Here is a 17,378-nt window from a genome sequence, read left to right as displayed (position 1 = left end):
CCAGGGCTGTTTCGCATCGCTTCTCTGTATCCAGAGGGTGCAGCTGCGGCATACTCGTGGCCTGATGACCTGGATCCCGTTATGCGCTTACTCGTTCCCCTGACCCTGACCCTATTGCTCACCGCCTGCGGCGACGGCGAATCGCTGCTGCCTCCCGACGCGCGCCTGCCCGACGGCGGACGCTATCGCGGCGACCTGGTGGACGGCCTGCTGCAAGGCCAGGGGCGTATCGACTACCCCAACGGCAGCTGGTACGCCGGGCAGTTCGACAAGGGCCAGTGGCACGGCACCGGGGAATGGCATGGCAGCAACGGCGAGGTCTACCGCGGCCAGTTCCAGCACGGCCTGTTCCACGGCCAGGGCAGCCTGACCACGCCCACCAGCAGCTACACCGGCGGTTTCAAGCAGGGCCGGCGCGACGGCGAAGGCACGCTCAAGGAAAACGGCATGACCTACCGCGGCGAGTTCAAGGCCGACCGGTACTCAGGCCTCGGGCGCCTGGAGCTCGACGACGGCAGCCAGTACCAAGGCCCCTTCGTCAATGGCAAGCCCAACGGCGAAGGCCAGCGCTTCGATGCCAGCGGCAACCAGTTCACCGGGCACTTCGTCGACGGCCAGCTGCAAGGCAAGGGGACCTTCAACAGCGCCGACGGCGACGTCTATGTCGGCGGTTTCAGGAACAACCAACTCAACGGTCGCGGCCGATACGAAAATGCTGACGGCGACGTCTGGATCGGCCAGTTCAAGGACGGCGCGCTGACCGGCAAGGGTGAATTGATCGGAGCCGATGGCAGCCATTACCTCGGGCAGTTCAACGAGTGGCGATTCACCGGCCAGGGGCGCCTGAACCTGCCCGACGGCAGCTTCTACGTCGGCCAGTTCGAGAACGACAGCTACCACGGGCGCGGCACCTTGGCATTGACTGACGGCACCGTGCAAAGCGGCACCTGGGCCAAGGGCCAACGGGTGCGCGACGCCGATGGCCGGCTGCTGCCGGACGTGCTGGAACTTGGCCTGCTGGCCCAGGGCCGCCTGCTGGAAGACGCCCTCGCCAATATCCCCGCCTCCACCCCGGCGGTGGAGCTGTACAGCCTGACCCTGGGTGGCGATGGCAAGCAAAGCGTGTTCCTGCGCGAATCCGACTACGTCGCCAACATGCTCGCCAGCCGTTTCGGCGCCTTTGGGCAGATCCGCCTGGTGAACCACCGCGATCACCTCGGCGACCGGCCCATGGCCAGCCGCGAAAGCCTGCGCCGCGCCGCCGCCACCCTGGCCGAACGCAGCGGCCCGGAAGACCTGATTTTCATCTACCTGACCAGCCACGGCACCAGCGAGCATGAACTGGTGCTTGACCAGCCCCGCATGGAGCTGGCCGACCTGCCCGCCGACGAACTGGCCGCGGTCCTGGCGCCGCTGAAGAACCGTGACAAGATCGTGGTGATCTCAGCCTGCTACTCCGGCGGTTTCATCCCGGCGCTCAAGGATGAACGTACCCTGGTCATGACCGCCTCGCGGGCCGATCGGGTGTCCTTCGGTTGCTCCGAGGAAGCCAACTTCACCTATTTCGGCGATGCCCTGTTTGCCCAGGCGCTGAACCAGACCGACGACCTGGAGCAGGCCTTCAAGAAGGCCAAGGCCACCGTCGCCGAGCGCGAGCAGGCGGACAACTTCGAAGCTTCCGAGCCGCAGATCTGGGCACCCAGGACGGTCCTTTCCCACTGGCAACTGCTGCGCAAGCAACAGGCGCGAAAAGCATTGCAAAGTGCTGCATTGAACGACGGGGCCACAAAGAGCAACTAAGCTGAACCGTATCAAGGGGGAAACACTATGTACTTGACGCCTCAGCATGTTTTGCTCGCCGGTGCCACCGGGTTGACCGGAGAGCACCTGCTGGACCGGCTGCTCAACGAGCCGACCATCAGCCGGGTCCTGGCACCCTCCCGCCGACCACTGGCCGGGCATCCGCACCTGGAAAACCCGGTTGGGGAGCCGGCCGAGGTGCTGCCCCGCCTCAGCGGCCGGGTCGACATCGCCTTTTGCTGCCTTGGCACCACCATCAAGAAAGCCGGTTCGGAACAGGCCTTTCGCGCGGTGGACCTGGATCTGGTCGTGGCCTTCGCCAAGCGTGCCCGGGAGCTGGGCGCCCGGCACCTGGTGGTGATCAGCGCGCTGGGGGCCGACCCCAAGTCGTCGATTTTCTACAACCGGGTCAAGGGCGAAATGGAAGCGGCCCTCAGGGCCCAGGACTGGCCGCAGCTGACCCTGTGCCGGCCTTCCCTGCTGCTGGGCGATCGCGTCGAACCTCGCCTGGCCGAGCAACTGGCCGGGCCGTTGTCGAAGCTGATCCCAGGCAAATACCACGGCATCGAAGCCTGCCAACTGGCCCGCGCCATGTGGCGCCTGGCACTGGAGGAACAGGACGGGGTGCGGGTGGTAGAGTCGGATGAGTTGCGTAAGTTGGGTAAGTAATTCGGTATCGCCTGGCCAGACACCATCGCGAGCCTACTCGCGATGGGCTTCCTCTCTCAGTCCCCCCGTGGCGAGGGAGCTTGCTCCCGCTGGGCTGCGCAGCAGCCCCAAGTCTTTCAATTACATCCCGCCAGTCGCCCGGAACCCCATCCCCATCGCCGTAAACAACGACAACGGCAACAACACGGTATCGAGCAACGCACTGGCCGGCAGATCGACGCCGGGATAGCTCGGGGCCTCGGCGCCGAAACGGTCCTTGGCGCAGCAGCCGCCATTGAGGGCGTAGAGATCCAGGCGCGTGCCCGCATACACCACCGGCGCACCGGGCTTGGCCGCGTCCAGGGTGCGAGCGGTGGCGCAACCGGTCAGTTGCAGCGCCAGCAGTACCACCAGGATCTTATTCATCGCTGCTCAAATGATGCTCGCCCCAACGCGGCAGCATGTCCTGAGGGATGTTCAGCAGGTTGAGGATCCGCGCCACCACGAAATCGATCAGGTCGTCGATGGTCTGGGGCTGGTGATAGAAGCCTGGCGAGGCCGGCAGGATGGTCACGCCCATGTTCGACAACTTGAGCATGTGCTCCAGGTGAATGCTCGAATACGGCGCTTCCCGCGGCACCAGGATCAGTTGGCGGCGCTCCTTGAGCGTCACGTCCGCGGCCCGTTCGATCAGGTTGTTGCACGCCCCGGTGGCAATCGCCGACAACGTCCCGGTGGAACACGGCACCACCACCATGGCGGCCGGCGCGCCGGAACCGGACGCCACCGGCGACATCCAGTCTTCCTTGCCGTACACGCGAATCTGCCCGTCCGCCGCGCCGGTGTATTCGGTGAGGAAGGCCTGCATCATCTGGGGCTTGGGCGGCAAGGTCACGTCGGTCTCGGTGGCCATCACCAGTTGCGCGGCCTTCGAGATGAGAAAGTGCACCTCGCGGTCTTCCCGCACCAGGCAATCGAGCAGGCGCAAGCCGTACTGGGCACCGGAAGCGCCGGTCATCGCCAGGGTGATGCGCTCCGGACCGTTGTTCATCGCAGCGCCTCGGCCAGTTTGCCGTGCAGGCCGCCGAAGCCGCCATTGCTCATGATCACCACGTGGGTACCGGGCTGGGCCTGGCTTTTCACACGTTCGATGATGCCTTCCAATGAATCGCTGACAATCGAGGGCACGCTGCACAGCGCGGCGGTGGCGCCCAGGTCCCAGCCGAGGTTGGCCGGCGCATACCAGATCACCTGGTCGGCATCGACCACGCTTTCCGGCAGGCCATCGCGGTGCGCGCCCAGTTTCATGGAGTTGGAGCGCGGTTCGATGATCGCAATCAATGGCGCGTCGCCAATGCGCTTGCGCAAGCCGTCGAGAGTGGTGGCGATGGCGGTCGGATGGTGGGCGAAGTCGTCATAGATCGTAATGCCACGCACCTCGGCGACCTTCTCCATGCGCCGCTTGACGCTCTTGAACGCGCTCAGCGCGGCCACGCCCATGGCCGGTACCACGCCGACATGCCGGGCCGCGGCCAGGGTCGCCAGGGCGTTGGCAACGTTGTGCTGGCCGGTCAGGTCCCACTCCACGACGCCTTGGGACTGGCCTTCGAACATCACCTCGAATTGCGAGCCGTCGTCCTTGAGCAACTTCACTTGCCACTGCCCACCCGCACCGGTGGTTTGCACCGGGGTCCAGCAACCCATTTCGATCACCCGCTGCAAGGCTGGTTCGGTGGTCGGGTGAATGACCAGGCCTTCGCTTGGAATGGTCCGCACCAAGTGGTGGAACTGCCGTTCGATGGCTGGAAGATCGGGGAAGATGTCCGCATGATCGAACTCAAGGTTATTGAGGATCGCGGTGCGTGGGCGGTAGTGGACGAACTTCGAGCGTTTGTCGAAGAACGCGCTGTCGTACTCGTCGGCCTCGATCACGAAGAACGGCGTACCGCCCAGGCGCGCCGACACCGAGAAATTCTGCGGCACACCGCCGATCAGGAAGCCAGGGCTCATGCCCGCGTGCTCCAGCACCCAGGCGAGCATGCTGCTGGTGGTGGTCTTGCCATGGGTGCCGGCCACGGCCAGTACCCAGCGGCCCTGCAACACGTGATCGGCCAGCCATTGCGGCCCGGACACGTACGGCAGGCCTTTATTGAGCACGTACTCCACCGCTGGATTGCCACGGGACATGGCGTTGCCGATCACCACCAGGTCCGGCGCCGGCTCCAGTTGTGCCGGGTCGTAGCCTTGGGTCAGTTCAATGCCCTGGGCTTGCAGTTGGGTGCTCATCGGCGGGTAGACGTTGGCGTCGGAACCGGTCACGTGATGGCCCAGCTCCTTGGCCAGGACCGCCATCGAACCCATGAAAGTGCCGCAAATACCGAGAATATGGATGTGCATAGTCGACCTCGTAAAACATGGCCGCAGGTTAGCCTAGGGAGGGGGAAATCGCACCTTGTGTTTCGAACTTACGGCCATTGGGACAGCGCCCGTCCCCAGCTTTTGTGGCGAGGGAGCTTGCTCCCGCTTGGGGGGCGAAGCAGCCCTGAGCTTTTCAGGTCGATCCAAATCCCAAGGCGACTGCTGCGCAGTCGAGCGGGAGCAAGCTCCCTCGCCACAACAGCAATCCACATCCACATCCACAATCAGCAATCAGCAATCAGCAATCAGCGGGCGATGGCATGTTTGCGCAGCTTTCTATACAGCGTATTACGGCTGATCCCCAGCTGCTCCGCCGTGTTGGTCATGTGCCAGCGCGTCTGTTCCAGCGCATTGAGCAACGCCAGCCGTTCGGCATCTTCCAGCGGGTGTTCGGTGGCAGGTGCCGGCTCGACTGGCGGCCGCGCCTGACGAATCATCGCCGGCAAGTCCTCCACGCCAATCCGCCCGTCCTCGCACAGCGCGACGAGGGTGCGCAGCACGTTGCGCAACTGGCGCACATTACCCGGCCAGTCGAACGCCAGCAGCGCCTGGCGCGCCGGCTCGTCGAGGGTGACCATCTCGGCGCCGCGCTCTTCGGCCAGCAGAAAATCCAGCAACTGCGCTTTGTCACCGCGCTCACGCAACGCCGGCAGGGGGATTTCCAAGCCGTTGAGCCGGTAATACAGGTCTTCGCGGAAACTGCCATCCTGCACCCGCTCGAACAACTGCCGGTGGGTGGCGCTGATGATGCGCACGTTCACCGCCTCCGGCTCACCACCGATCGGCACCACCTGCCGGTCTTCCAGCACCCGCAGCAACCGGGTCTGCAAGGCCAGGGGCATGTCGCCGATCTCGTCCAGGAACAAAGTGCCGCCGTCCGCCTGTTGCAGCTTGCCGCGCATGCCTTCCTTGCGGGCGCCGGTGAAGCTGCCGCCGCGATAGCCGAACAGCTCGCTCTCGATCAGGCTTTCCGGGATGGCCGCGCAGTTGAGGGCGACGAAGTGTTTCCCGGCACGCTGGCTGGCGTGGTGCACGGCCTTGGCGAAGGCTTCCTTGCCGGACCCGGTTTCACCGTTGATCAGCAAGGGAACGTCCCGCTCGAAGACCCGCAGCGCCTTGCGAAAATGCGCCTGCAACGACGCATCCCCCAGGCAGATCCCTGGCAGGCGCGCCGGCTCGCTGGGCTTGAGCGCCGGGGCCAGCGGAACCGGCACGCTACGCGGCTGGCCTCGCAACACGGCAAACAGGTGCCGACCGTCACGGGTGCGCAACGGCCAGCTGGCACTGGCGTGGGCGCTGGCCCGTGCGAGCAACTCGTCCAGCGAACAATCGAAAAAGGCTTCCACCGGCTGGCCCAGCAAGCCGCCACGAATGTGCCCGAGCAAATTCAGCGCACTCTGGTTCACGGCGCAAATCCGCCCTTCGCCGTCGAACGCTAGCAACCCTTCGCTGAACAGCCCCACGGACTCGGCCTGCAAATGAAAGCGCAGCAGCCATTGGTTGTCGAAGCAGCGCAGGAAATAACAGCTTTCGATCATCTTGGCCGAGAGGTTGACCAGCGCCATGGTGTGAAACTGGCTCTGGCGCGACACATCCGGCCGGGCCGAGGACACGTCGAGCACGGCCAGCAGTTCGCCATGCGGGTCGAAGACCGGGCTGGCTGAGCAGGTCAGGCCGGTGTGGCGACCGCGAAAATGTTCTTCCTGGTGGATGGTCAGGGCCTGGCGCTCCACCAGGCAGGTGCCGATGCCGTTGGTGCCCTCGCAAGCCTCGCTCCAGTCGGCACCGAGCCAGAGGCCGGCCCGTTCGAAGATCTTGCGCTCGCTGGGGGCGGTAACGCAGTTGAGGATCACCCCGCGGGCGTCGGTCAGCAACACCGCATGGCCGGCGCCGGAGAGCTGCTGATGCAGGCTGGTCATTTCGTTGCCGGCGATGTGCAGCACCTGTTGCAGGCGCTCGCGGCTTTCCAGCACCCGGCCATGCTCAAGCACCGTCGGCGCAAGGTTCTGGGCCGGGTCGAGGTGATAATCCTCAAGGCAGCGCAGCCAGGAACGGGCAATCGACGGATCGCTGCCAGGCCCCTGCAAATGGGCCTTGCCCTGGGTGACCGTCAGGACCTGCTGGGCATGGCGACTCAGATGGTTGCTGTGCATTTCTTATTATTCTCCCCGAAGGACCTGCCTCACTGGAGCAACTGGCGAATATCCAACCGTGAACACCGAACCCCGTGGCGAGGGAGCTTGCTCCCGCTCGACTGCGCAGCAGGCGCAATCGGTGTTGATGCGACAAAAAAGCTTGGGTCTGCTGCGCAGCCCAGCGGGAGCAAGCTCCCTCGCCACAAAAGCTGTCTTATCACCCAAATACATTTGCCAGAGATTCCGATCGAAGCCCAGCATCCTCCAGCCCAACCGCCTTTGCAATGCTGGCGCGACCCATCAGTCACAGGTTGTGCCAGATACGGCACAAAGTGTCACACCCTGCGTACCGCTATCGTCACACAACCCATCCGTTTATCCGAGCAACTCCTCCTAAAGTCTTGATTTCCGGGCCCTGCAAGGCAATGGCCCGACCTTTGCTCTACGCTTGATTACCGGCGCTCAATTTTGCGCGGCCTCCCGTATAAGCACAAAAGCCAAGGAGAACTCATCATGCGTTACGCTCACCCCGGTACTGAAGGCGCTATCGTTTCGTTCAAGAGCAAATACGGTAACTACATCGGCGGCGAGTTCGTCGCGCCTGTCAAAGGTCAGTACTTCACCAATACTTCTCCGGTCAATGGCCAGCCCATTGCCGAATTCCCGCGCTCCACGGCCGAAGACATCGAAAAAGCCCTGGACGCCGCCCACGCCGCCGCGGATGCCTGGGGCGCCACCTCGGTCCAGGCCCGTTCGCTGATCCTGCTGAAAATCGCCGACCGCATCGAACAGAACCTCGAAACCCTGGCGATCACCGAATCCTGGGACAACGGCAAGGCCGTGCGCGAAACCCTCAACGCCGACATCCCCCTGGCCGCCGACCACTTCCGTTACTTCGCCGGTTGCCTGCGGGCCCAGGAAGGCGCCGCCGCCGAGATCGACGGCAACACCGTGGCCTACCACATCCATGAGCCGCTGGGCGTGGTCGGGCAGATCATCCCGTGGAACTTCCCCCTGCTGATGGCCGCCTGGAAACTCGCCCCGGCCCTGGCGGCCGGCAACTGCGTGGTGCTCAAGCCTGCCGAGCAGACCCCGCTGGGCATCTGCGTGCTGATGGAACTGATCGGCGACCTGCTGCCGCCTGGCGTGCTGAACGTGGTGCAAGGCTTCGGCAAGGAGGCCGGTGAGGCCCTGGCCACCAGCAAGCGCATCGCCAAGATCGCCTTCACCGGTTCCACTCCGGTCGGCTCGCACATCATGAAATGTGCCGCCGAGAACATCATCCCGTCCACCGTGGAACTGGGCGGCAAGTCGCCGAACATCTTCTTCGAAGACATCATGCAGGCCGAGCCGAGCTTCATCGAAAAAGCCGCCGAAGGCCTGGTGCTGGCGTTCTTCAACCAGGGTGAAGTCTGCACCTGCCCGTCCCGCGCCCTGGTGCAGGAGTCGATCTACGACGAATTCATGCAAGTGGTGATGAAGAAGATCGAACAGATCAAGCGTGGCGACCCGCTGGACACCGACACCATGGTCGGCGCCCAGGCGTCCGAGCAGCAGTTCGACAAGATCCTCTCGTACCTGGAAATCGCCAAGGGCGAAGGCGCCCAACTACTGACCGGTGGCCAGGTGGAAAAACTCGAAGGCAACCTCGCCAGCGGCTACTACATCCAGCCGACCCTGCTCAAGGGCACCAACAAGATGCGCGTGTTCCAGGAAGAAATCTTCGGCCCGGTGGTGAGCATCACCACCTTCAAGGACGAAGCCGAAGCCCTGGCGATCGCCAACGACACCGAGTTCGGCCTCGGCGCCGGCCTGTGGACCCGCGACATCAACCGCGCCTACCGCATGGGCCGGGCCATCAAGGCCGGTCGCGTCTGGACCAACTGCTACCACCTGTATCCGGCGCATGCCGCGTTCGGCGGCTACAAGAAGTCGGGCGTCGGGCGTGAAACCCACAAGATGATGCTCGACCACTACCAGCAGACCAAGAACCTGCTGGTGAGCTACGACATCAATCCGCTGGGGTTCTTCTAAGCCCTTGGGGCAAGGCAGGTTCTCCTGCTTTGCCCCTTCGACAGCTATCGCGAGCAAGCTCGCTCCCACAGGGATCTGTGGATAACTCTTTTTCCAGGGTTGGCAACGGTTCCACTGTGGGAGCGAGCTTGCTCGCGATGGCGCCCTCACTGACAACATCAATTTACCGCCCCAACGCTCTGGCACGAGCCTTGCGTGCCCGCTCCACACCGCACCCGAAAGTCCAACAGATCAAACAATAAGAAAACAGAGAGGACTTATGACAACTTCCACCCAACTCAAACCCACACTCGGCACCCTGCATTTATGGGGCATCGCCGTTGGCCTGGTGATTTCCGGCGAGTACTTCGGCTGGAGCTATGGCTGGGGCACCGCCGGGACCCTCGGGTTCCTCGTCACCGCGCTGATGGTCGCGCTGATGTACACCTGCTTCATCTTCAGCTTCACCGAACTGACCACCGCCATCCCCCATGCGGGCGGGCCGTTCGCCTACAGCCGGCGGGCGTTTGGCGAAAAAGGCGGACTGATCGCCGGGATCGCCACGTTGATCGAATTCGTCTTTGCGCCACCGGCCATTGCCATGGCCATTGGCGCCTACCTCAATGTGCAGTTTCCGGAACTGGACCCCAAGGTCGCGGCGGTCGGCGCGTACGCGGTGTTCATGACCCTGAACATCCTCGGCGTCAGCATCGCCGCGGCGTTCGAGCTGGTGGTCACCGTGCTGGCGGTGGCCGAATTGCTGGTGTTCATGGGCGTGGTTGCGCCTGGCTTCAGCTTCAGCAATTTCGTGCTCAACGGCTGGTCCGGTGCAAATGAGTTCAGCCTTGCCTCAATACCGGGCATTTTTGCGGCGATTCCGTTCGCGATCTGGTTCTTCCTCGCCATCGAAGGCGCGGCCATGGCCGCCGAAGAAGCCAAGGACCCGAAACGCACGATTCCTCGCGCCTATGTCAGCGGCATCCTGACCCTGGTCTTCCTGGCGATCGGCGTGATGATCATGGCCGGCGGCGTGGGCGACTGGCGGCAACTGTCGAACATCAACGACCCGCTGCCCCAGGCAATGAAAGCCGTGGTCGGCAACAATTCGACCTGGATGCACATGCTGGTCTGGATCGGCCTGTTCGGCCTGGTGGCGAGTTTCCACGGGATCATCCTGGGTTACTCGCGGCAGTTCTTCGCCCTGGCCCGGGCCGGCTACCTGCCGCGGGGCCTGGCAAAACTGTCGCGCTTCCAGACCCCGCACCGGGCAATCCTGGCCGGCGGCGTGATCGGCATCGCCGCGATCTACAGCGACGGCCTGGTGAACCTGCAGGGCATGAGCCTGACGGCCGCGATGATCACCATGTCGGTGTTCGGCGCCATCGTGATGTACATCATCAGCATGCTCAGCCTGTTCCGGCTGCGTAAGGTCGAACCGGACCTGGAACGCACCTTCCGCGCACCGGGCTACCCGATCGTGCCGGGCATTGCGCTGTTCCTGGCCGTGGTCTGCCTGGTGGCGATGGCCTGGTTCAACACCGTGATCGGCCTGGTGTTCCTGGCTTTCATGGTGGTCGGCTACCTGTACTTCCAACTGACCGCCAAACAACGCTCCAGCGCCCCGGCGGACGCTATGCTCACAGGTATATGAGGTTGCATCGGCGCCGGGCCGGGTGTCCAGCGCTGACTTATAAGACGTGCCCGCAGAACCTGCTGGAGGGACTGGGTTCTTCACTGGGTCCAGATTCCCCTTGTGGGAGCGGGCTTGCTCGCGAAGACGGTGTGCCATCCAACACATGTTCTGAATGACACACCGCCTTCGCGAGCAAGCCCGCTCCCACAGGTTGAACCTGGGGTGCATTTGAATGATCAAGAAAACCAGGAGGACACCGCCCATGGCCGCATTCGCCCATTCCGTCGGCGCCCAGACCTATCGCTTCGACAGCCTCAAGGACCTGATGGCCAAGGCCAGCCCGGCGCGTTCCGGGGATTTGCTCGCCGGCGTCGCGGCGCTCAACGATGGCGAGCGGGTGGCCGCGCAAATGGCCCTGGCTGACCTGCCCCTCAGCCATTTCCTGCAAGAAATGCTGATTCCTTACGAAGCCGACGAAGTCAGCCGGTTGATCGTCGATACCCACGATAAACACGCCTTCGCCACCGTCAGCCACCTCACAGTCGGCGGTTTTCGCGACTGGCTGCTCGGCGACGCCGCCGACGAGCACAGCCTGCGCGCCCTGGCCCCCGGCCTGACGCCGGAAATGGTCGCCGCCGTGTCGAAGATCATGCGCGTACAAGACCTGGTGCTGGTGGCGCAGAAAATCCGCGTGGTGACGAAATTCCGCGGCACCCTTGGCCTGCGCGGGCGCCTGTCCACGCGCCTGCAACCCAACCACCCCACCGACGAACCGGCCGGCATCGCCGCAAGCATCCTCGACGGCCTGCTCTATGGCAACGGCGACGCCATGATCGGCATCAACCCGGCCACCGACAGCACGGCCTCGATCTGCGCCATGCTGGAAATGCTCGACGCCATCATCCAGCGCTACGACATCCCGACCCAGGGTTGCGTGCTGACCCACGTCACCACCTCCATCGAGGCAGCCAACCGGGGCGTGCCCCTGGACCTGGTGTTCCAGTCCATCGCCGGCACCGAAGCGGCCAACGCCAGTTTCGGCATCAACCTGAACGTGCTGAAGGAAGGCTACGACGCGGGCCTCAGCCTGAACCGCGGCACCCTCGGCAACAACCTGATGTATTTCGAAACCGGCCAGGGCAGCGCGCTGTCGGCCAACGCCCACCACGGCGTGGATCAACAGACCTGCGAAACCCGGGCCTACGCCGTGGCACGGCATTTCAACCCGTTCCTGGTCAACACCGTTGTAGGCTTCATCGGCCCCGAGTACCTGTACAACGGCAAGCAGATCATCCGCGCTGGCCTCGAAGACCACTTCTGCGGCAAGTTGCTGGGCGTGCCGATGGGCTGCGACATCTGCTACACCAACCACGCCGAAGCCGACCAGGATGACATGGACACCCTGCTGACCCTGCTGGGCGTGGCCGGGATCAACTTCATCATGGGCATCCCCGGCTCCGACGACATCATGCTCAACTACCAGACCACCTCGTTCCACGACGCCCTCTACGCGCGCCAGACCCTGGGCCTGAAACCGGCACCGGAGTTCGAGCAATGGCTGGCGAACATGGGCATCTTCACCCAGGCCGACGGTCGGGTGCGGTTCGGCGACAACCTGCCACCGGCGTTTCGTCACGCCCTGGCTCACCTGGGATGAGTGACCTGCCGATGGATAAAAAACCAGTCGATTCGCAAAACCCCTGGCTGGAACTGCGCCGCCTGACCCCGGCGCGCATCGCGCTGGGCCGCACCGGTACCAGCCTGCCGACCCAGGCACAACTGGACTTCCAATACGCCCATGCCCAAGCACGGGACGCGGTGCACCTGGCCTTCGATCACCAAGGCCTTCGCGCCCAACTGGCCGAGCGCGGCCGCGAGAGCCTGTTGCTCCACAGCGCCGCCAGCGACCGCAACAGCTACCTGCAACGGCCAGACCTGGGCCGCCGCCTGGACGAGGCCTCGGCGCAGGCACTGGACGACTACGCGGCCGCCCATCCCGGCGGCGTGGACCTGGCCATCGTCGTGGCCGACGGCCTGTCGGCGCTGGCGGTGCATCGCCACACCCTGCCCTTCCTGGCGCGCCTGGAGGAACAGCTCGCCGACGACGGCTGGTCGGTGTCGCCGATCGTCCTGGTGGAACAGGGCCGGGTCGCGGTGGCCGATGAAGTGGCCGAACGGCTCGGCGCCAGAATGTCGGTGATTCTCATCGGCGAACGCCCTGGCCTCAGCTCGCCCGACAGCCTGGGGCTGTATTTCACCTACGCCCCCAAGGTGGGGCTGACCGACGCGTACCGCAACTGCATCTCCAACGTCAGGCTCGAAGGCCTGAGCTACGGCATGGCGGCCCATCGCTTGATCTACCTGATGCGCGAGGCCTGTCGCAGACAGCTTTCGGGGGTCAATCTGAAGGACGAAGCCCAGGTCCACACGCTTGAATCGGAAAACGGTGCCGATATGAAAGGTAATTTCCTACTGATGCCGCCCCAAAGCTGATCCGTACTGCCAATTGCGTTTTTGATCCGATTTCAGGCAGCATCAAAAGCACGGCAGAACGCCGTTGTTGTCAGACTCCATGTCGACCTTTGTAAACGAGACCTGCCATGCGGATTATTCAAGCGACCCTGGAACACCTGGACCTGCTGACCCCATTGTTCGTCAAATACCGGGAATTCTATGGCTCGCTGCCATACCCGGACTCGTCCCGGGCCTTTCTCGAAAAGCGCCTGCGTCGCAAGGAGTCGGTGATCTACCTGGCCCTGCCCGATGACGACGACAGCAAGCTGCTGGGCTTCTGCCAGCTCTACCCGAGCTACTCGTCGCTGTCCCTCAAGCGCGTGTGGATCCTCAACGACATCTACGTCGCCGAAGACGCCCGCCGCCAACTGGTGGCCGACCACCTGATTCGCACGGCGAAAAAAATGGCCAAGGAAACCCATGCCGTGCGCATGCGCGTCTCCACCAGCAGCAACAACGAAGTGGCGCAGAAGACCTACGAATCCATCGGTTTCAAGGAAGACACCGAGTTCAAGAACTACGTGTTGCCGATCAGCGACGACATCTGACCCCTGTAGCTGAGTCCCCCTGCCACAACACCAAACCTTCTGTGGCGAGGGGACTTATCCCCGCTGGACTGCGAAGCAGTCCCCTGCCTCTTGTGGCGAGGGAGCAAGCTCCCTCGCCACAAGAGCCTTCACTCAATTGCACGCCACCGAAATCCCTAGCTACAACTTCACCCCGCTCCCCGCCCTCCTGCCCGTATAATCCCGATCTTCCCGGCTTGTAAGAAAAAGCTACACACACCGTAGTCATACTCAAAACCAGCCCCAAATGCCTGCCCCATCAGGCCGTCATCACAGGTGTATTGCATGGATTTCAATCCCCTCGACCTCATTCTGCATCTCGACGTGTACCTCGACATGCTGGTGACCAACTACGGCACTTGGGTCTACGCCATCCTGTTCCTGGTGATCTTCTGTGAAACCGGCCTGGTGGTGATGCCCTTCCTGCCGGGGGATTCGCTGCTGTTCATCGCCGGCGCGGTGGCCGCCGGGGGGGCCATGGACCCGCTCCTGCTGGGTGGCCTGCTGATGCTGGCGGCGATCCTCGGCGACAGCACCAACTACCTCATCGGACGCACCGCGGGCGAAAAACTGTTCAGCAATCCGAACTCGAAAATCTTCCGCCGCGACTACCTTCAGCAAACCCATGACTTCTACGACAAGCACGGCGGCAAAACCGTGACCCTGGCGCGCTTCCTGCCGATCATCCGCACCTTCGCCCCCTTCGTCGCCGGCGTGGGGAAAATGCCGTATGCGCGTTTCTTCGGCTTCAGCGTCCTGGGCACCGTCCTGTGGGTCGGCGGCCTGGTCACCCTCGGTTTCTTCTTCGGCAACGTGCCCTTCATCAAGCAGAACCTGTCGTTGCTGGTGGTGGGCATCATCCTGGTGTCGCTGTTGCCGATGGTCATCAGCCTGGTCCGCAGCAAAATGGGCCAGCGCGCTTCGAAAGCCTGATCGCCCATGTGGTCCCTCAGCAACTGGCGCCGCCAACGCACCCTGGCCAAGCATCCCGTGGCCGAAGACACCTGGCAACGCGTGCGCCATCAGTTGAGTTTCCTCGACGGTATCAGCGCCGCCGAGGACCAGTGGCTGCGTGAAGCCTGCGTGTTGTTCCTGCATGACAAACACCTGACCGCCCTGCCCGGCGTCGAACTGCACCAGGAACAGCGCCTGCTGCTCGCCGCCCAGGCCCAGTTGCCGTTGATGCACCTGGGCGAGCTGAACTGGTACCAGGGTTTCCACGAAATCGTGCTCTACCCCGACGATTTCCTCAGCCCCCAGCGCTACCGAGACGCCAGCGGCATCGAACATGAATGGGACGGCGAACACAGCGGCGAAGCCTGGCCACAAGGGCCGATCATCCTCGCCTGGGACGGCGTGCTCGCCAGCGGCGGCTGGGAGGGCTACAACCTGGTGATCCACGAGCTGGCGCACAAACTCGACATGCTCAACGGCGACGCCAACGGCCTGCCGCCCCTGCACGCCGACATGCGGGTCAGCGACTGGGCCGAGGCCATGCAACAGGCCTACGATGACCTCAATCGCCAACTGGACCAGGACCCGGACGTCGAAACCGCCATCGACCCGTACGCGGCGGAAAACCCGGCGGAGTTCTTCGCCGTCACCAGCGAATACTTCTTCAGCGCCCCAGACCTGCTGCACCAGGCCTACCCGCGAGTCTATGAACAGCTCAAGGCGTTCTACCGCCAGGACCCGTTCGCCCGGCTGCGGCAACTTCAAGCCGAGGATCCGGTCTATCAGGCGTCATACTAAGGTCTCTACGACCCTGGTAACGTGGCAACAGCGGCTGAATATGCCTATAATCGCCGCCACTTTTTGGTCAATCCGACCAGTCATTTGGTCAACTAACGGGGGCACCGCCCAATGAGCTACAGCAAGATTCCGGCTGGCAAAGACCTGCCGAACGACATCTACGTCGCGATCGAAATCCCGGCCAACCACGCCCCGATCAAATACGAAATCGACAAAGACAGCGATTGCCTGTTCGTTGACCGTTTCATGGCCACCCCGATGTTCTACCCGGCCAACTACGGTTACATCCCCAACACCCTGGCCGACGACGGCGACCCCCTCGACGTGCTGGTCGTGACCCCCTACCCGGTTGCTCCAGGCTCGGTCATCCGCGCCCGTCCGGTCGGCATCCTGAACATGACCGACGACGGCGGCGGCGATGCCAAAGTCATCGCAGTGCCACACGACAAACTGTCGCAATTGTATGTCGACGTGAAGGAATACACCGACCTGCCACCGCTGCTGATCCAGCAGATCGAACACTTCTTCGCGAACTACAAAGATCTCGAAAAAGGCAAGTGGGTCAAGATCGAAGGCTGGGCCGGCGCAGACGCCGCCCGCGAAGCCATCACCAAGTCGGTTGCCGCCTACAAGGGCTGATACTGAATGTGTGGAAGAACCCCGGTTTGCACCGGGGTTTTTTTTATGCTTGAATTTAAATAAATACAACTATGTATTAACAACGTTTAACTGCGTTTAGCCCATCTATTTCAAATCCTGCAAACGGAAAGATTGTCTTATAAATCTGCACGACATGTTTATTGCTCAAAACACGGTCGCCTCTAAACTTTCCGTTTATGAAAATTATCTCCAGTGGCGACCGCTTCAGAGCCCTTCTCAAAGAAGCCAACATCCGTTCCGCCGACTTCGCGAAGTTGTACGGTGTGAAATCCCAGCACGTGAACAACTGGTTCAATCGTGGCATTCCGCCCGGTCGCATCCACGCCATCGCGGGCCTGCTGACCGTCAGCCCGCAATGGCTCGCCACCGGAGAAGGCCCGCAAACCCCACTGGGCCTGGGCCCCGGCACCACCTATGAAGCCGCTGAAGTCCAAGGCGTCTACAGCGTGCTGGAAACCCAGGACATCGACCTGCCCTTCTACACCGAAGCCCCGGTCAGCCCGGGCAGCAGCAAGACCCACATCATCGAAGTCCCCGACCAAACCATCCGCCTGCCCCGCAGCCACCTCGAATCCCTGGAAATAAATCCCGGCGACGCCATCTGCACGACCATGGTCGGCGACAGCATGGCCGAACGCATCGAAGACGGCTCGACCCTCGCCATTGACCGCGGCCTCACCCAGGTCGTCGACGGCCAGATCTACGCCCTCGAGCACGACGGCATGCTGCGCATCAAATACCTGCACCGAGTCCCCGGCAACCGCCTGCGCCTACGCAGCCACAACAGCGCCGCCTACCCCGACGAAGTCTTCAGCGCCGAACAGATCGACGCACAGAACATCCGGGTGATTGGCTGGGTCTTCTGGTGGTCGACCCTCAATAAGCAGCGACCGCAGGTGTACGAATGAGCCCGTGGACATAAGGCTGTGACAGGCGCTTTTGTGGCGAGGGAGCTTGTTCCCGCTGGGCTGCAAAGCAGCCCCTGCTTTCCCTCTGAATCACCCTAACCCAATGATTCCACACCACTTACCCCTAGGCGTCCAACCAAAACCCGCGTATCCTGCGCCCCACCTTTGCGAGCCCACGCCTCGCACCGACAAGGCAGATCACTTTCTGACCAAGTCCCACAGCCGGCCGCAAGAGCCGGATGTACGTTTTGAAGGCTGGTAAGGTTTGTCAAAAACGAATTGAATCAGTCAACGAGAAGCCGGCCATAAGCCGGCTTTTTATTTACATCCT

The 17,378-nt window shown here is 62.9% G+C and carries 15 protein-coding genes; 11 read left to right on the top strand and 4 right to left on the bottom strand.

The window, feature by feature from the left end:
* Window positions 1-81: 81 nt before the first annotated feature.
* Together AD664_RS02490 and AD664_RS02485 are read left to right on the top strand one after the other, a co-directional pair.
* On the top strand, window positions 82-1,800 hold the full coding sequence (locus AD664_RS02490; RefSeq protein ID WP_053144153.1) for a C13 family peptidase: 1,719 nt from the start codon (window positions 82-84) through the stop codon (window positions 1,798-1,800).
* Between the two features lie 27 nt (window positions 1,801-1,827).
* Window positions 1,828-2,469: an oxidoreductase gene (locus AD664_RS02485; protein ID WP_053144152.1), complete on the top strand. Its 642-nt coding sequence runs from the start codon at window positions 1,828-1,830 to the stop codon at window positions 2,467-2,469.
* A 120-nt stretch (window positions 2,470-2,589) separates the two neighbouring features.
* On the opposite strand, the gene AD664_RS02480 is transcribed toward AD664_RS02485, so the two are convergent.
* The 4 genes from AD664_RS02480 to AD664_RS02465 form a co-directional block, all read right to left on the bottom strand.
* Window positions 2,590-2,874, bottom strand: a complete 285-nt coding sequence (locus tag AD664_RS02480; protein ID WP_053144149.1) for a YceK/YidQ family lipoprotein — start codon at window positions 2,872-2,874, stop codon at window positions 2,590-2,592.
* Window positions 2,867-3,499: a flavin prenyltransferase UbiX gene (gene ubiX, locus AD664_RS02475; RefSeq protein ID WP_042732905.1), complete on the bottom strand. Its 633-nt coding sequence runs from the start codon at window positions 3,497-3,499 to the stop codon at window positions 2,867-2,869. The genes AD664_RS02480 and ubiX overlap by 8 nt, the downstream gene beginning before the upstream one ends.
* Window positions 3,496-4,845, bottom strand: coding sequence for a UDP-N-acetylmuramate:L-alanyl-gamma-D-glutamyl-meso-diaminopimelate ligase (gene mpl, locus AD664_RS02470; RefSeq protein ID WP_047736348.1), 1,350 nt, complete (start codon window positions 4,843-4,845; stop codon window positions 3,496-3,498). The genes ubiX and mpl overlap by 4 nt, the downstream gene beginning before the upstream one ends.
* 266 nt (window positions 4,846-5,111) lie before the next feature.
* Window positions 5,112-7,019, bottom strand: coding sequence for a sigma-54-dependent Fis family transcriptional regulator (locus AD664_RS02465; RefSeq protein ID WP_053144146.1), 1,908 nt, complete (start codon window positions 7,017-7,019; stop codon window positions 5,112-5,114).
* A gap of 495 nt (window positions 7,020-7,514) precedes the next feature.
* On the opposite strand from AD664_RS02465, the gene AD664_RS02460 reads away from it, so the two are divergent.
* The 9 genes from AD664_RS02460 to AD664_RS02420 all read left to right on the top strand — a co-directional run bounded on the left by AD664_RS02460 (window position 7,515) and on the right by AD664_RS02420 (window position 17,047).
* Window positions 7,515-9,035, top strand: a complete 1,521-nt coding sequence (locus AD664_RS02460) for an aldehyde dehydrogenase family protein (protein ID WP_042732236.1) — start codon at window positions 7,515-7,517, stop codon at window positions 9,033-9,035.
* Window positions 9,036-9,294: 259 nt separating this feature from the next.
* Window positions 9,295-10,665, top strand: coding sequence for an ethanolamine permease (gene eat, locus AD664_RS02455; RefSeq protein WP_053144144.1), 1,371 nt, complete (start codon window positions 9,295-9,297; stop codon window positions 10,663-10,665).
* 244 nt (window positions 10,666-10,909) lie between these two features.
* Window positions 10,910-12,304 carry an ethanolamine ammonia-lyase subunit EutB gene (locus AD664_RS02450; protein ID WP_053144142.1) on the top strand — a complete coding sequence of 465 codons (1,395 nt, stop codon included), beginning with the start codon at window positions 10,910-10,912 and terminating at the stop codon, window positions 12,302-12,304.
* An 11-nt stretch (window positions 12,305-12,315) separates the two neighbouring features.
* On the top strand, window positions 12,316-13,140 hold the full coding sequence (gene eutC / locus AD664_RS02445; protein ID WP_053144705.1) for an ethanolamine ammonia-lyase subunit EutC: 825 nt from the start codon (window positions 12,316-12,318) through the stop codon (window positions 13,138-13,140).
* A 107-nt stretch (window positions 13,141-13,247) separates the two neighbouring features.
* Window positions 13,248-13,709 carry an N-acetyltransferase gene (locus AD664_RS02440; protein WP_042732233.1) on the top strand — a complete coding sequence of 154 codons (462 nt, stop codon included), beginning with the start codon at window positions 13,248-13,250 and terminating at the stop codon, window positions 13,707-13,709.
* 303 nt (window positions 13,710-14,012) lie between these two features.
* Window positions 14,013-14,660, top strand: coding sequence for a DedA family protein (locus AD664_RS02435; protein WP_047736353.1), 648 nt, complete (start codon window positions 14,013-14,015; stop codon window positions 14,658-14,660).
* 6 nt (window positions 14,661-14,666) lie between these two features.
* On the top strand, window positions 14,667-15,479 hold the full coding sequence (locus AD664_RS02430) for a zinc-dependent peptidase (RefSeq protein WP_053144140.1): 813 nt from the start codon (window positions 14,667-14,669) through the stop codon (window positions 15,477-15,479).
* A 111-nt stretch (window positions 15,480-15,590) separates the two neighbouring features.
* Window positions 15,591-16,118: an inorganic diphosphatase gene (gene ppa / locus AD664_RS02425; protein WP_003205933.1), complete on the top strand. Its 528-nt coding sequence runs from the start codon at window positions 15,591-15,593 to the stop codon at window positions 16,116-16,118.
* 197 nt (window positions 16,119-16,315) lie between these two features.
* On the top strand, window positions 16,316-17,047 hold the full coding sequence (locus tag AD664_RS02420; RefSeq protein ID WP_053144139.1) for a helix-turn-helix transcriptional regulator: 732 nt from the start codon (window positions 16,316-16,318) through the stop codon (window positions 17,045-17,047).
* Window positions 17,048-17,378: the final 331 nt, after the last annotated feature.

This window comes from Pseudomonas sp. P97.38 (assembly GCF_001269745.1).
In the GTDB taxonomy this organism is placed as follows: Bacteria; Pseudomonadota; Gammaproteobacteria; order Pseudomonadales; family Pseudomonadaceae; genus Aquipseudomonas; species Aquipseudomonas chlororaphis_E.
This window is presented reverse-complemented; position numbering and strand designations above follow the sequence as displayed.